The organism is Enterococcus moraviensis ATCC BAA-383 (genome assembly GCF_000407445.1).
In the GTDB taxonomy this organism is placed as follows: domain Bacteria; phylum Bacillota; class Bacilli; order Lactobacillales; family Enterococcaceae; genus Enterococcus_L; species Enterococcus_L moraviensis.
The window spans coordinates 95,228-111,737 of record NZ_ASWB01000004.1 but is presented as its reverse complement, the minus strand read 5'-3'; the positions used below and the strand labels follow the sequence as shown (position 1 = coordinate 111,737).

13 protein-coding genes are annotated in these 16,510 nt (G+C 36.0%); all 13 read right to left on the bottom strand.

The window, feature by feature from the left end; genetic code table 11:
* Positions 1–97 precede the first annotated feature (97 nt).
* On the bottom strand, positions 98–535 hold the full coding sequence (gene msrB / locus I586_RS14025) for a peptide-methionine (R)-S-oxide reductase MsrB (protein WP_010763529.1): 438 nt from the start codon (positions 533–535) through the stop codon (positions 98–100).
* A 99-nt stretch (positions 536–634) separates the two neighbouring features.
* On the bottom strand, positions 635–1,129 hold the full coding sequence (locus I586_RS14020) for an acyl-CoA thioesterase (protein WP_010763528.1): 495 nt from the start codon (positions 1,127–1,129) through the stop codon (positions 635–637).
* Positions 1,130–1,160: 31 nt separating this feature from the next.
* On the bottom strand, positions 1,161–1,715 hold the full coding sequence (locus I586_RS14015) for a Maf family protein (protein WP_010763527.1): 555 nt from the start codon (positions 1,713–1,715) through the stop codon (positions 1,161–1,163).
* 27 nt (positions 1,716–1,742) lie between these two features.
* Positions 1,743–3,836 (bottom strand): DNA mismatch repair endonuclease MutL, encoded by a 2,094-nt coding sequence (gene mutL, locus I586_RS14010; protein WP_010763526.1) that lies wholly within the window; start codon positions 3,834–3,836, stop codon positions 1,743–1,745.
* Positions 3,837–3,882: 46 nt separating this feature from the next.
* Entirely contained in the window at positions 3,883–6,450 is a 2,568-nt protein-coding gene (mutS, locus tag I586_RS14005) for a DNA mismatch repair protein MutS (RefSeq protein WP_010763525.1), read from the bottom strand.
* 2 nt (positions 6,451–6,452) lie between these two features.
* Complete coding sequence (locus tag I586_RS14000) at positions 6,453–6,821, bottom strand: YlbF/YmcA family competence regulator (protein WP_010763524.1); 369 nt, start codon at positions 6,819–6,821, stop codon at positions 6,453–6,455.
* Between the two features lie 189 nt (positions 6,822–7,010).
* The gene (locus tag I586_RS13995; RefSeq protein ID WP_034702607.1) at positions 7,011–8,069 is read right to left on the bottom strand and encodes a WxL protein host-binding domain-containing protein; all 1,059 of its coding nucleotides are present in this window, start codon (positions 8,067–8,069) and stop codon (positions 7,011–7,013) included.
* Between the two features lie 86 nt (positions 8,070–8,155).
* Positions 8,156–8,740, bottom strand: coding sequence for a WxL domain-containing protein (locus I586_RS13990; RefSeq protein WP_010763522.1), 585 nt, complete (start codon positions 8,738–8,740; stop codon positions 8,156–8,158).
* A 115-nt stretch (positions 8,741–8,855) separates the two neighbouring features.
* Complete coding sequence (locus tag I586_RS13985; protein ID WP_010763521.1) at positions 8,856–11,261, bottom strand: MucBP domain-containing protein; 2,406 nt, start codon at positions 11,259–11,261, stop codon at positions 8,856–8,858.
* A gap of 269 nt (positions 11,262–11,530) precedes the next feature.
* Positions 11,531–13,039, bottom strand: a complete 1,509-nt coding sequence (locus I586_RS13980) for a helix-turn-helix domain-containing protein (protein ID WP_010763520.1) — start codon at positions 13,037–13,039, stop codon at positions 11,531–11,533.
* A 242-nt stretch (positions 13,040–13,281) separates the two neighbouring features.
* On the bottom strand, positions 13,282–14,079 hold the full coding sequence (locus I586_RS13975; RefSeq protein ID WP_010763519.1) for a TIGR00282 family metallophosphoesterase: 798 nt from the start codon (positions 14,077–14,079) through the stop codon (positions 13,282–13,284).
* Positions 14,080–15,006: 927 nt separating this feature from the next.
* The gene (locus I586_RS17200; RefSeq protein WP_139242689.1) at positions 15,007–15,273 is read right to left on the bottom strand and encodes a family 1 glycosylhydrolase; all 267 of its coding nucleotides are present in this window, start codon (positions 15,271–15,273) and stop codon (positions 15,007–15,009) included.
* A gap of 135 nt (positions 15,274–15,408) precedes the next feature.
* Entirely contained in the window at positions 15,409–16,497 is a 1,089-nt protein-coding gene (locus I586_RS13965) for a WxLIP family cell surface protein (RefSeq protein WP_010763517.1), read from the bottom strand.
* Positions 16,498–16,510 lie beyond the last annotated feature (13 nt).

Below are 16,510 nucleotides of genomic sequence, written 5' to 3'. Positions count from 1 at the left end.
TAGCAATCAATTTTATAGCCAAATAAAATAACGTTTATTCTTTTAAACAAAAAAAGCCTATCTAAACAAAAATAATCTGTTTAGATAGGCTTTTTTCCTATTCGAACAGGGATTTGTATTCCCCATATCCTTCTTTCTCAAGTTCTCCAACTGGAATAAATCGTAAGGCTGCGGCATTGATACAATAACGTAAGCCGCCTTGATCTTTTGGTCCATCCGTAAAAACATGCCCTAAATGAGAATCCCCTTCTTTGCTGCGCACTTCGACCCGACGCATTCCTAATGAAAAATCCGAATTTTCTTTGATTCCCTGTTTTTCAATTGGTTTAGTAAACGCTGGCCAGCCGCAGCCTGCATCATATTTATCTGTTGAACTAAAGAGCGGTTCACCACTGACAATATCTACATAAATTCCTTCTTGGTAAAAATCGTCATATTTGCCAGTAAAGGGGCGTTCTGTAGCATTTTCTTGGGTTACAGCATATTCAATATCAGATAGTGTTTCTTTCAACTCTTCTTTTGATGGTTTTTCCATAACAAATCACACCTTCGCTTTTTTGTTAGTCTTATCATAGCATCATTAAGAAAAAAACACTCATTTTCTGTTTAGAAAATCAGTGTTTTAGCATTTAAATCAGTTCCAAGGAATAGCTAAATCAATATTATTGGCAAGATCAATACTTTCTTGACGTTTAGCTAATCTAATTTGTTTTCTCTTTTCGTAGCCTTGGCAAATAAATTGCTCTTCTTTTGTCTCAGGCTCAATTAGTTCTGGCAAGCAAGCTCCTTTAGGTACCACAAAGGTCATAAAACATGTTCCCGCTAAATAGCGTTCTCCTGTAAATAAATCTTCACCGATCACCTTAGCAAATATCTCCATTGAGCGTGTGCCCACACCAGAGACAAATGCATCAATACAGACAGCATGATCAACTTTTAATGGCGCTAGAAAATCTAAATGATCGACTGATGCTGTTACGATTGCGGCTCTGGATACTCTGACAGCGGAAAGTCCAGCGGTTTCATCTAACCACGCCATTAATTGACCGCCAAATAATGTTTTATGAAGATTTAAGTGTGGATAAGTAATCATATGTGTTTGGATTGCTCTTGTTTCAGAACATTTCATTATTTTATTTCCTTCTTTCTATGTTCAGTGACTAATCAAAATCAGGTAGCATTCGATAAAGTGTGGCTATCGGCAGCCCCATGATTGCGTAGTAATCACCTTGAATACTTTTCACCAGCAGAGCGCCTTGTTCTTGAATACCATAAGCACCAGCTTTGTCTACATATTCATTTGTATCTAGATAGCGATTGATTTCTTCATCGGTCAAATCATAAAATTCGACAGACGCTGGAACCGTTGCAGAAGATTCTTGATCGTCCTTCATCAAGACAACGCTCGTATAGACTTTATGCGTTCTACCACTTAATTGTCGTAACATCTGAAAAGCTCGTTCTCTAGAAGTTGGCTTTCCTAGTATTTCATTATCGATCGTTACAATAGTATCCGAACCGATCACTAAATCGTCCGGATATTGTTTTGCGATATACGCCGCTTTTTGTGCAGCCATCGTTAAAACATAATCCATCGGGGTAAAATAACTTTTGACTTCTTCATTGATATCAGCGGGTACGACATCAAAATCCGCTATAATTCGACTCAATAATTCACGTCTGCGTGGAGATTGAGATGCTAAAATAACTTTCATTAGAATAAAAACCTTCTTCCGTCGTTTTTAATGCGGATCTTGAATTCGTTTAAACATTTTTTCCATATCTGAGTTTGTAAAATGGATCAAAACAGGTCGGCCGTGCGGACAATTAAAAGGATTCTCACATGTTTCGAGGTCTTTTAATAGAACACGGGCTTGTTGTTCATTCAAATAATGATTGGCTTTGATCGACCGTTTACAACTCATCATGATTGCTGTAGCTTCGCGGAATTTTTTCACACTGACTGAACCTGTAGTCAAGAACATATCGATCATTTCACGTATGATCGTTTCTTCTTCTCCCGCTGGATACCAAGTTGGGTGCGCACGAACAATAAAACTATTTTGCCCGAAATCTTCTAAATGAATGCCCACTTCTTCAAGTGTTTCTTTTTGTTCTTTGATTTTTAAAGCATCACTATTCGGATAATCGATCACAATTGGAACTAGCAATTCTTGTAGGTCATTCGTCACTTCACCAATTTTTTCTCTAAAATACTCGTATTTAATTCGTTCTTGCGCTGCATGTTGGTCGATGATATACAGCCCATCTTTACTTTGTGCAAACAAGTACGTTCCATGCATTTGACCGAAATATTCTAGTTCAGGAAACCGTTCTTTAGGACGTTCATCTGATAGCTTGTTCAGCGCTTTATTTAAATCATTTTGAGCACCCGTTGCTGAAAAATCAAACTCAGGATGATGGCTCAATTCTTCTTCGTATACTTGCTCCTCCACCGTTTTATGCTCTACAGGGTGATCATTTTCAGTAAGTACTGCTGATTCTGTTTGTTCAGTCGGTTGCTGGTTATCAGAAGATACTTCTTCTTCCACATTTTCTGGCGAACTAAATGCATAAGCCATCAAGGCCTCTTTTTCGAGTTCCTCTTTCGTTTGCGGTTTCTCTTCTTTTGTCCAGTTGTTGGGCGGCGTTGTCGCTGTAAATTCTGGCGAGGATTCTTTGACAAAGAAATTACCACTCGCTGCATCATACCCCAGACTACTCGGTTTTCTAGTAGGACGTGTTGCTTCTTCCGGTTCACTCAACGGGATTTCCATTTGCTCTACCTTAGGCTGTTGTTCTACTTTCTTTTTAAAACGAAGATTATCTGCAGCATTTGGAATCAATTGTTCTTGACTCAATACGTCTCGAATCGCTTCGCTGATCAACGTCATCAATTCTTTTTCTTTACTTAAACGGACTTCTTGTTTTGTAGGATGCACATTGACATCTACGAGTAACGGGTCCATGTCAATTTCCAATACAGCCAGAGGAAAACGTCCCACCATTAACTTAGAACCATATCCCTCAACAACCGCTTTATTCAACGCAAAGTTTTTGATGTATCGTCCGTTGATGATGGTAGATAAATAATTCCGACTTGCTCTAGTAACTTCTGGTAACGAAACATAACCAGTCAATTTAAAGTCTAAATCTTCCGCTTCGATTTTCAACATTTTTTTCGCTGTACCGATCCCGTAAATCCCGGCAATGGTTTGCTTCAGATCACCATTCCCAGCAGTATTCATCATCTTATTGCCGTCATGAACCAAACGAAATGCAATTTTGGGGTGGCTTAGGGCTAAACGATTGACGATATCGCCAACATTCGCTAACTCAGTTTGAATCGTTTTAACATATTTTAAACGAGCAGGTGTATTATAAAATAGGTTAGAGACAGTAAGCTTTGTTCCTTTTCTTAGAGCTGCTGGGCGGTGTTCTTCGATCACTCCGCCTTTCATTTGAATAAAGCTGCCTTCTCCTTCGTCTGAAACCGCAGTTTCAACTGTAATCTCAGACACAGATGCAATACTGGGTAAGGCTTCTCCACGAAAACCCAGACTTCGAATTCGGAATAAATCGTCACGTGTATGAATTTTACTAGTTGCATGACGTTTAAATGCATTTAATATGTCTTCTTTTGCGATTCCTTCACCATTATCAATGACTTGAATCGTTTTGAGTCCTGCTTCTTCAATAAAAATATCGATTTGTGTACTTCCAGCATCAATCGCATTTTCCACAAGCTCTTTTACAACTGAAGCAGGACGTTCTACTACTTCACCAGCAGCGATCTGATTGGCTAGCTGTTCTGATAGTTCTTGAATTTTTCCCATCGGTACGATCCTTTCCTTGCTCAGTCTTCTTTTTTATTTCTGAAAGTTAAATTCTTTTTTGTAGTTCGTGTAGTTTATTTAAGGCATCCATTGGTGTCATTTCTAATAAATTAATTTTCTTCAATGTATCGATCACACCTAATTCGTCGGTGGACACTTCTTTAAATAAAGATAATTGTTCTGTATCTTCTTTGATTTCATCTTTGTATTCTACTTGTTTTAGCGGTTGTTCATCTGCTTCTAAAGCAGATAAAATCGTTGCTGCCCGTTCTAATAAATCACTTGGTAAGCCTGCAATTTTGGCAACATGAATACCGTAACTTTTATCTGCTGGACCATCCATCATTTTATGCAAGAAAACAACTTCACCATTTTTTTCAACTGCTCCAACATGAATATTTTTCAAACCAGTTAAGTTTTCATCTAGCACCGTTAGTTCATGATAGTGTGTTGAAAATAGTGTTTTTGCTTTAACTTCTCTATGAATGTATTCGATGATCGCTTGTGCCAATGCCATTCCATCATAAGTCGCAGTTCCTCGACCTAATTCATCGAATAATATCAAACTGTTCGGTGTCGCATGACGCAACGCTTGATTGGCTTCCATCATTTCCACCATAAACGTACTTTGACCTGCAATCAAATCATCTGACGCACCGATTCGTGTAAATATTTGGTCAAAAATAGGAAGTTCAGCCGATTCAGCTGGTACAAAACAGCCAATTTGAGCCATTACGACCGTTAATGCTAATTGACGCATGTACGTACTTTTACCAGACATATTTGGCCCTGTGATCAATAGAATAATGTCTTCTTTACTCATATGCACACTATTTGGGATATATTCTTGATGTCCTAAAACCTTTTCTACAACAGGATGGCGTCCTTCCACAATATGCAGTTCTTTGCTATTGCTCTTTAGTGTTGGGCGCACGTATTGATATCTTTCACTCACTGTTGCAAATGCTTGTAAGACGTCGACCGCACTGATTGTTTTCGCTAATTTTTGTAATCGCTCAATATTGGCTTTGACTTGCTCACGGACTTCTAGGAATAATTGATATTCTAAATCGACAGATTTCTCTTCCGCTTCAAGAATCAAGGTTTCCATCTCTTTTAGCTCTGGAGTAATAAAACGTTCTGCGTTTGCTAAGGTTTGTTTACGCTCGTATTTGCCTTCTTCTAGGTTAGCTAAATTAGATTTAGTCACCTCGATGTAATACCCAAATACTCGGTTAAACCCAACTTTCAGCGTTTTGATTCCCGTTTCTTGACGTTCTTTTGCTTCTAATTCTGCTAACCATTTTTTCCCATTACGCATCGCGTTGCGGTATTCATCTAATTTTTCATTGTACTGATCTTTGATGATATTACCTTCTGTGATTGCAAGTGGTGCTTCTTCATTGATTGCATTATTGATTAGTTCGACAATATCTTCGGCTGGATTTAAATCTAATAATAAATCATTCCATTCACCTTGGTTGATTCCGACAATTAGCTCACGAACCAGTGGTACTTGTTCTAAGGACGTTTTCAGTTGGATCAAATCACGTCCGTTTACATTCCCAAAAGCAACACGACCAGCTAAACGCTCCAAATCATACACTTTCGTTAGTGTTGATTGTAAATCAACTCGTTCAAAATAGGCATTCAATAACGATTGAACCATTTCTTGTCTTGTTTGAATTTGTTTTTCCTGGATCAATGGACGATCGAGCCATTGTTTTAACAAACGGCCGCCCATTGCCGTTTTGGTTTCATCTAATAGCCATAGTAATGTACCTTTTTTTAAGCCTGTACGAATCGATTGTGTTAATTCCAAATTAAATTTAGAATAGTGATCCATTTTTAAAAAATGATCTGGTTGATATTCTAGGGCTTTTTGAATATGTGACAATCCACGTTTTTGAGTCACAGTTAAATAAGTGAGTAATTTCCCAGTCACTTCAACTTCTAACGGATGCGTCAATTCACTTGTTAAAAAGCTAAATTCTGCATTTTCTTCTGCTTGTTGTTGTTCAGAAAAGATAATGTTCAACCGATCTTTTAGCGTTTGCTGTAATGTTTCAGATATTGCACTCCCTAATACGATTTCTTTGGTTTGCAATGCCGATGCTTCGTTGATCACACCGTCTTCATCGCCTAATACAGCTGTCTTCAGTTCCCCTGTACTTAAATCGACATAAGCTAAACCGAAGCTGCCATCCTCTTCAACGATAGCAGTCAAATAGTTATTGTCTTTGGCGTCCAAGCCTTTACTAGTCATCACCGTTCCTGGTGTGATCAGTTGAACGACTTCACGTTTGACCATGCCTTTTGTCGTCTTAGGGTCTTCTACTTGTTCACAAATTGCTACTTTATAGCCTTTTTCGATCAATGTATCAATATAGCCTTGCGCTGCATGATGAGGTATTCCACACATTGGAATTGGATCATCCGCGTTCCGATTACGACTAGTTAATGTCAATTCTAATAATTGCGATGCGTTAACTGCATCTTCGTAAAACATTTCGTAAAAGTCGCCCAATCGATAAAAGAGAAACGCATCTTTATATTGTTCTTTGATTGCTAAGTATTGTTCCATCATTGGTGTGTTTTTCGTTTTTTGAGGCATTGTTACCCTTCCTTCTCTAGTTCTTCATTGATTCTATATTGGATCATGTCTGTGACGTGTTGTAAGAGGTCATTTGCTTCTATTAATTGTTCTCTATAGGCCACAACTAAAGGATGTTCATCAAATTCTTTTGTTAGGTCATCCGCTCGCTTGATTGCTGCTTTTTCTGCTTCTGGCTTATCGTAGTGTGCAAATTGGACCGCATCTTTTTGCGCTGCTTTTATCTGCTCTACCAAATCCGTAAGCTTTTCATTATGTTCAACTTTTTCTTCTAATTCTTTATAACGCTTGATCAATTCGTCTTCGCCTAATAAAGATAATAATTTTGTTAATTCTTCATTTATTTTTTTATCTGTAATGGATGGCTCCATGATTTCACACCTTTATTCTCGGTAAGATTTTGTTGTAAAACAGGTCTATTTATTTTAACATAATTCCAACAGAATCAACAGTTTGCCTTTTTTAATGCCTTATATAACTAAAAAAAACAGAGCAACCGTTCATCTTGGTTGCTCTGTTCTTTTAGGCAGTAATTTTTTTTTGCAAGAGCTAGTTGTTTGTCACTCTTTTTTCTTTAATTCTGCTAGTTGGTCTTCTAGTGCTTTAATTTTTTGTTGTCTTTTTCTATAGATAATAAACAAGAGAATCCCTAATAAGAACACTAAAAATAGGATTAAATAAAGGAGATAGTTTGTTTTGTTTTGATGGATAAATGCCTGTTTATTTAAGTTCTTTGCTTCTTTTGCTTTGATTTCAAATTCTTTGTCAAAATCCCATGTTTTGCCTTTTGATTCTGCATGAACACTCAGTGTATATTTGCCTGGTTTAAATTCCGTTTCCTGTAAACTGATGGGATAGTTAAAGATTGAATTTGGTGCCATTTGCATGTCTTTTTTCTTTTCTTCATAAAGAATTTTATCTGAATTTTTCTTTTTGATTTTAACATCCACATTTAGCTTGTTTAAGTATGCCGCATTAGGATTAGCTAAATGGGCAAAGACTGTATTTCTGTTATTGATTTGTCCTAAACTAACTTCTGGGAATTGCAAATCGGGCGAAACGTCCTTGTCTCCACGTAAAATAAGCGCGATTACATAGCCAAATTGATTATTGATTGCAACATCTGCTGTTGAATCCGTAGATTTCGTTTTTGAGACGTCACTTGTAAAAATAATACCACCAGATAAGACTCCCGAGAACTCTTCTTTAGGCATTGAAATAGTATAATCAACATTTTTTGACTCATGTGGTGCTAATGTAAGTTTAGAGGCATTCGCTTTGACGAGTTTACTTATATCAGCGGGCAACCCGATCGATTGGTTTTGGTCACTGTTGCTATACTCGACTATACCGTTCGTATTGGTTGTGGCCGTTTTCACATCGGTATTGATGGTTATTTCATGATCTACTTTGTTTGTTACTCTCACTGTGATGGTTTGTTTTTCTTCAGGATCAAGGCGTAAATCAAAATAGGTCTTCGTTTGATCTACTTGTTTGGTTGAAGGAATTGCTTTTACTTCATACTCTGCATCTTGAGCTTGAACACTAACAGGTACTACCAAACACCCGAACAGCAAAAAGAGCAACGCTACTAGAACTTTATGTGGATATTTCAACATATAAATCCCTCCATTTTTTATCGCTATGTACACGTTATGGAGCGGTCTAACATACATTGTCGTCCCGCTCCATTTCTATATTTGTATTAATTATTTCCTGGTTGATCCAACAATGTCCATGTCAATGTTGTTTCATATTGTTTTGCGACTTTAACTGTTTTTCCCGGTACATCTAAAGTAGCGGCATCTTTTGCAAAGCGTTCGATCGTTACCCCGTTACCTAATCCATTTGCTGCATCCAAAATCGTTGCGCTTGACCCATCTGTATTTAAAACGACATCTGTTTTAACGGTAGCTGATCCTGTTGAATCGCTCGAAATCGTTGGTGTTTTCAATGTGATTTGCGCATTTGTTAATTCATCTGTATCTACTTTAAATTGTCCGTTTTGAGCAACTTGTACAGTCCAGCCAGATTCTGTACCACGGATGTCTTGAATCGTTGTCACAGTATCTGTTTGGCTTTTATATACTTCATTTTGAGCTGAGATCGGATGAGAACCGAAATCAAAATCAGCGACATTCACTAATGTTAGTGCCCCCTCAGTCGGTGATGTAAATCCGACATTGCTTTTTGACCCTTGACTTGCAACTTCTTCTGCATTTGCAAGTGTACTTGAACTAAAAACGATGGCAATTGTTGCCAATCCTGCTAAAATTTTGTTTGTTTTCATCTAAATTCTCTCCTTGTTGTTAAAATTCTGTATGATATCATCCCAGTTTAAATAACTGAATGGATACTCTAGTTAGTACTGACTCTCTCTTTCAAACCAACCGTTCTTACGGCGATTATTCATTCTCGACAACATCATATAATTCCCAGCTGATTTCGCCTGAGTATTGATCAGCCAACGCATCTCCTGGCTTCACTGATAGTTTCAATCCATCGTCTGATGTTGTCCAATCTTCTGTTATGTTCCATTCATTATGTGTCGTCGTGACCCCTGATTCAATGATAGTCGATCCCTTGGTAGTGATTGGAAATGTCTGACCCTCTTTCACATAAAATAAAGTGTCTGTCAACACATGCTGTGTTTTGCTTCCAATCAATTCTTTGTCCAAAGTTGCTCTTAATTGCCAGTTTGAACCACGTTTTCGAGTATCTTTTACAACGATGTCTTTGTCTTTAGATTCAACTTTGTAATGTTCGTCCTTATTCGATAAGGTGTGCGTTCCAAAAGACAGTTGCGTTGGTATAGATGAAAATGTTAAGTGTCCTTGATACCGATAGATCACTGTTTGTTCTTTGTCCGAAAAAGTGCCTGTCTGATTTTCTGGAGTACCTACTAAGATATAATCTAAAATGTCTTTTGCTTTGGATTGATACGGCTGACCGATTTTTCCAACCAAAATTTCAGCTGGTGCTATTTCTTGTTCATCTTCGTTTAGATAACGGACAGTGACCGCTTCTCCTTGAATAAGAGTTGCTTCAAGTAAAGCTTCGTTGCTCGTTTTTATTTTGTCATTGATCTTTGTCGTTACGGTGTTTGGTATTGTAATCTGACGAATGTTTGGATCTGCTACTTCTTCTGGCGTTACATTTAGTGTTCCATTTAATTCAATCGTGTATGTTTTTCCATAAAAGGATTCATCCAGCAAACTATCTGGAGTTGCCTCAATCGTCAGTGTATTCCCTTCTTCATTACGAATCGTAAAATAATCAGTTGCATTGGTTCCTGCTTCATCTGTGATCAAAACGTCTTCCTTTACAATCGCTAATGAATCAGACATAGGATCGTTGATTGTTATCGATTGAATCGGAAATTCAGAAGAGTAGGCTGGTATTTTTTGCGTAATCGTATAAAGTCGTCGTTTCTCTTTTCCAGTGTAATTAAACTGTTCCCCAACTTTAACTGGTGCCTCAATTTCTTCCTCGCCAGTCGTATCTCCCAGCCCTGGAAAGTCTTCGTAATCAAATCTAGCATTACTTTCTTCAGCATTGATCGACATATTGGTATGGATATCATAACCAGAAATCACACTTCCCAATACGCGTCCTTGTGTGTCGTCAATATTAACAGAGGTCCGTGGCGCTAAAACTGTCCCTATAAATAAAGAAGCATTACTTTCAAATTGAATCTCGTTTTTTTCATCATTAAAATTATGAACAAGATGCGTAGCTACCTTGTATGTTTTATCTTTCAACTCATCTGATACTGTATGACTATCGGATTTCACCAAAGGAATTTCTCTATCTGCATACTTTCCTTCAAAAAACACTCCACTATTTCCTTCAAAGTCATATTCTTCATCATTAGGTAAACTTGGGTATGCTGCTGCATGAAAGAATGTACTACCAGTGAAGTTAAATGATGAGAAATGTTTATAATTGATAAAAAGATACGGCGGTAACATAGTATCCGGATCATAATTGGTATAATTGATCGAAATATCTTGAGCATTTTTAAAATGATCGATTCGCCCATCTACATCCACAATTACAACCGCTTGTTCTGTTGTCCCTTTTTTTAATGCAATATTGATTTGAATCGTTGATTGTCCGCCCCAATCATTTGGGTTGACTACTTTTTTCTCTGTATTCACCTCAGCAGCTTGAACCGCTGAATTATAAAGGGTGGTTTGATTTGAATGGGTTAAAGAGGCATAATAATCACTCACGTTCTGAATATTTTCCGTCACTTGAGAAAAAGTAGAAATACCGTTATCAACAAATGCTGGAAATGATTCTAATGATCCTGGATACAATCGTTTCGAAAAGTTATCACTTAACCCAGGATAGTATTGTAACGCATCATTTATTTCTTGTTCCGTTGGCTGATTTTCTATATAGAAATGGAGGTCTTCGTTATTGACATAGTGAAAACTTGTATCATTGGCAAACCACTGAATAGTATCTTTACCCGTAATGGTTTCCGAAACTACTGCTGGGTCAATTTGCTCAAAATCCAATAGTGGTTGTGAATTTTGATAATTTTGAAAGCTACCTTTTGATAGTCCAGAAGAACCGTTAGAAGTTATATTTCTTGCTAAAAATTGACCAACAAGCTGTTTTGATTGCAATTGATTGGTGTCAAAATAAAGAGTCCCACCAGCAGTCAAATTTGTTTTAGTCGATACTCCAAGTGGGGAGTTTACAGGTGGAAACGTTGCGTCAGCAAATGCTTTATCCGTTAAAACGACTGTATTTAATAGGCAAAAAAATAAAGCGAATAGACTCAAAACATACTTTTTCATCGATTTCTCCTATTTACTTATTTCATTTAGCGACGTTTGCGTAAAGAACTTTCTTCTTCTATGAAATAATACAATCTTTTTCAGAAAATATTTACATAATTATGAAACAATTCGTTTCACATTTTAAAAACAACACTTTCTGATTCCGTCAATTCAGCATTTTTTCAAAAAAAAGAGGTAGGAACAAAAAAAACCAGTTTTTTTGTTCCTACCTCTAAACAGAGATATTTTCGATATTTTTTCGTTATAAATTGATACATACGTTTTGCCTAGAGCCTTAGAAAAATTGTCTTATAAAACATCTGATTGATTGCATCAATCATAAGTTCCCATTGTTTTGGATTTAGTTGATCATCAAAATAAAAATAGTCTGTTTCTGGATTTACCATCTCATAAGAATCTGAAATAACAAAATCTGCCATTGTGACATCATTCGTAAAAATAATTCGATCTGGATTATAAATATCTAGAATAACCTTTTTAATGCCATCTGCCAAAATCAAATTATTATTGAAAATAACACAAATCGATATGTTTCCAGATTTTTTATTTAAATAAATACCTGAATAGATCGTCAAAGAAAGAATTGACATGACCCCTTTTAGCGATTCCTTGTTTATTTTAGAATAAAATTCCTGCTGTTCGATAATTGTTGTGATTTTTTGAAAAATGTCTAAATTTGTTTCATCGTAGTCGATCATTGAATGGAATGAAAGCTCATTTTTATAATACCCTAAAATATCGATATTGATGTGTTTAATATAAATCAACAAAATGATCAGGTAGAAATAAAAATTGATATACCCTTCTTCAGTATAGGCTAGCTTAAATTCCTCCTGTACTTGTCGCATCAACCTCGTTGTATATATTGCAATTGTTAGGGAAGACTTTTCATAATTTTGAACGATCTTCTTTTTTGTCTCTAAAGAATCTAAATTGTAAACTAACCCTCTAGTGGCATAAAGTAATAGCGCACGTTCCGCTTGATAAAGCTTATCTGGCAATCGTTGTTTTAATAGCGGTAACACTTCTGTGTCTTTGGTATCAAAAAAAGCAGTATCCTCTATGAAACTATCAGAAAGCTCGATATTTTTTTTCTGTCGGAGAACTCTTTTCAATGTAATCAACTGAATAAAACGCAATTTTGCTTGTTGTGATTCTGACAAGGAACGCGTATGGTCGAAATAAGCCTCAATGCTTTCTATGTTCAACCATGATTCGGGATAACCATTGCTAGTGAATTCTGTTGATTTAAAGACAGACCAGTAAGAATAAAATGAAAAAAGACGAACGCCTAATTCATCTCCTCTTAGTGGACTGGCCCCTTGTTCAAATGAAATCTTGCCACCAAAAGGAATCAACATCTCTTTCAGCGCTCTTAGTTGTTTATAAACAGACGAGCTACTCATGTGTAAATCTAACGCCATCGCCTCGATCGTACTATAATGATTTTTCAACAGTGCATCTAATATAAAAAAAGTGCCGCTTTTGTTTACATAAAACAAATGAATATAATCAATCAAATAACCTAAGCTGTAAGGCGCTTTTGTTTGAAGCTGATACGTACCTGTTTTAGGATTTTGGATCAAATTTGTTTCACCTGAAAATGCCAGTTCAACTTCTTGTCCCAACTCATGGATATACCGACTTAGCGTGCTTTTCGTAAGATTATGCTTTTGCATCAATTCATTAAAACTTAGCCCATTTCTTGAGAAAATGATTGACTTGAATAATTCAAATTTCAGTCGTTCTTTTTTTCCCATAAAAGAATTCCGCATATGCGCCTCCTTGTAGTCTGAGTTTAGCGTAGATCGTTTCTTCTAGAAAAATAAACAGGTGTATCCAAAACTGACATCCGCTTTTTCACTCTGATTCTTGCATCCATTATAATGCAAAATGCTATCCTTCTGTTCATAAAAGCTCAAAGGTTCGCACAAAAAAGAGGCAGATAGCTTCTCCACTGATTGCTTGGAGCTTGAAGCTACTGTCTCTTCTTATTTTTAGTAGAATAAAAAACTATTTATTCTTCAAAAGGGCGATCTTCACTGATTTGGATCGCTTCGATTTTTTTCGCTTGTCCTGTTTGATCATCGATATCAATGATACAAGCAGATAATAAACTTCGTCCTTCTTCGACAACCTCAAAACGTTTTGGTAAAGCTGTTCTAAATTTCTCAATTACAGGACCACGCTTCATCCCTAAGATACCATCATAAGGTCCTGTCATACCAACATCACTTAAAAAGGCTGTTCCTTCGGGTAGAATTCGAGCATCATTGGTTTGCACATGGGTATGAGTCCCTACTACTGCACTGACTTTTCCATCTAAGAACCAACTCATTGCTTGTTTCTCACTTGTCGTTTCTCCATGGAAATCAACAAAAATCAACGGTGTTCGCTTACGTGCCTCTACAATCAATTCTTCTGCCTTACGGAATGGATCATCGATATCAGCCATAAAAACACGGGCCTGCATGTTGATCACAGCCAACTCTAACTGGTTCACTTTGACAAATACCATTCCTTGTCCAGGTGTGCCTTCAGGAAAATTAGCAGGTCTGATCATTTTTTTTGCATCATCGATAAATTCAAAAATTTCTTTGTTATCCCAAGTATGATTCCCTAAAGTAACCACATCTGCACCATCTTGTAAAAACTTTTTGTAGATTTTTCCAGTGATGCCTCTGCCTGAAGCAGCATTTTCTCCATTAACAATCGTTACCTGTGGGCGATACTTTTTCTTTAACTTTGGCAAATAAGTCGTTATCGTCTCTCGGCCTAATGAACCTACTACATCGCCTATAAATAATATACGCAAAAAATCTTCCTCTTCTCTTTTGATTTCTATTTTTATTATAGAGGTTTTTAGCAAGGAAAGGAAGAGGCGGGCATTGATCCTAACGTGGAAAAGTTAAAAACAGTAAGAGCAAGTACTAATATTTTTTGCAAATATAAATAAAACAGTATTTTTATTCAGCCGATTTTAACAGCTCCGGCGCTAGCTTTACACTTCATTTCATTTTTTTACTAAAATAGCACAAGAAATATCATTCATTATTTACAAATAGTCGAATAATATGTTCTTTAAAATTGGAATATCTTATATTATATATTAAGAAGCATTTATTATCCCCAACAAATCTTGTTATTAGACAATCTGTTAGAAGAAAACAGTTTTTGCAACCTTAGTATGAGCATATGAGACTTAAATGAAACAACTCCTAGCAATCATGAAATTTGGGGAAGTTATTCATGCTAGAAGTCGTTTAGGAAAGAATGCAATTTCTTTAGGCGCAGCTTAATGTTAAGCACTAAATATAAAAAAAAGAGATTTTTAGTATATATTTTATAATTAGATTTTACTTTTTTTATTTTACGATCACTATTTATTACGAAAAATAACGATAAAAAAGAGAGTATCATGCTATGAAAAAAATATCGAAAACAAAAATAATTTACAAGAAACTAGAACTAGTCAAGAGCTGACTCAAGAGGAGCTTGCGAATAAAGTAAATGTTTCGATCCAAACGATTTAAAGTATAGAAAAGGGAAAATACAAACCTTCTGATTCTCTAGCACTTAATATTGCTACTTCATTGGGGAAGAAAGTGACAGATATTTTTAATGAGAATTAACCGGGAGATTCTCAGCTATAGAGTGACCTTGTCTATTAAAGAATGCCCGCTAACTCAAAAAACCAATCAGATTCTCCCACAAATAGAATCTGATCTTTTTTTATTTATAGTTACAACACTTTTCCATTACTCCTAATAACTCCTTGAGACCAATAAAAACTGTCTTTTCGATGTCTATTCTCTAAGCACACAGTATCCGTCCGATCCACATAAACAAATCCATACCGTTTTCTAAAACCACTCGTGGTACTAACCAAGTCAATAAATGACCACGGACAGAAACAAAAAATCTCTATCCCATCTTGAACAATTACTAAGAGAATGCTCCTCATAAAATTTTTTTTGAGAGGAATTTGGGAGTTGTTTGGTAGATTCATTTCATTTTTGACAACTGGCAATAAGAATGTAAAATAAATGATGCAAGTGCCCGCTATGATTCACGCTACTTACATCATTTGATATTCACTCTACCTTTAACAGGCTATGTATTTTTTGATACAAAAAGTGAGTCTTTACTTTCTCTTCTTTTTTCTTTTCTTGTTTTTACTTTTTTTTCTTTGTAGTTCCGCCTTTTTGGTTCTGTTTCGTTTTATTAAAATAAGTATTACGACCAATACAATAATAATACCGGCAATAAGCAGATATAATTGTTTATTATCCTTTTTTTCTATATAAACAGCTTGATCATTGAGTTCATTTGCTTGTTTTCGACTGATTTTAAAGTCTTTTGAAAAATTATATTCCTTTCCGTCTGCATTCGCGGTCATTTTTAACGTATAATCCCCTGAAATCAATTCTGTATTTTGTAAATCCAGCCCAAAATTAAACATTGAATTAGGAGCCATTCTGAGTGCACTTTTATTTGCTTGATAAGCAATCTTTGTAGAATTTTTCTTGTATATTTCTGCTTTGATTGCTAAGTTTTTGATCATTATTGGTGCAGTATTTTTGATGCTTGCTTCAATAAAGTTACGATAATTTCTTTGATCTGCAAATACATCAACCAATTTTAATTCGTTTTCCACTTGTTGCTTATTCTCTGTTAAAAGTACAGCAATACTATAGGAAAATGTATTATATACAGCATTTTTCTTTTCATTTTTCTCTTTTTCGTCAGGCTTTTGAGAAAAATGAATCCCACCTAATACTTGACCATTAAAAGATTCTTCTGGCATTTGCAGCGTAATATTGATTTTTTTTATTTCTTTCGCATGTAAGGTGATTGCTTGTTCTTCTATCTGCACCAAAGACTCAAAATCTACTTTTAGACTCTCCTCCTTTTCTCGCGTACTTTTTTTATAGCTAGTTATTCCTGCGTCACTTGTTGTAGCACGATTTGCCTCGACATCCACGGTGATCGTTTTTTCCGAGTAGTTTTGTAGTTCGATCTGTAAAACTTGTTTTTGTTTTGGCAAGACATTCAGTTCAAAATACCCATTTTTCCCATTTTTTTGATTTTCTGGATATATCGGGGATACACTAAATGCGGCACCTGTTCCTTTATTCGCCTCTTCTTTTGGTTCATCAGCAACAGCTGTTATGAAAAATAGGCTTGAAAGAAAGAAAAGGCCGAATAAGTAGAGAAACCATTTTCTTTTCATTTATTGTCACCTT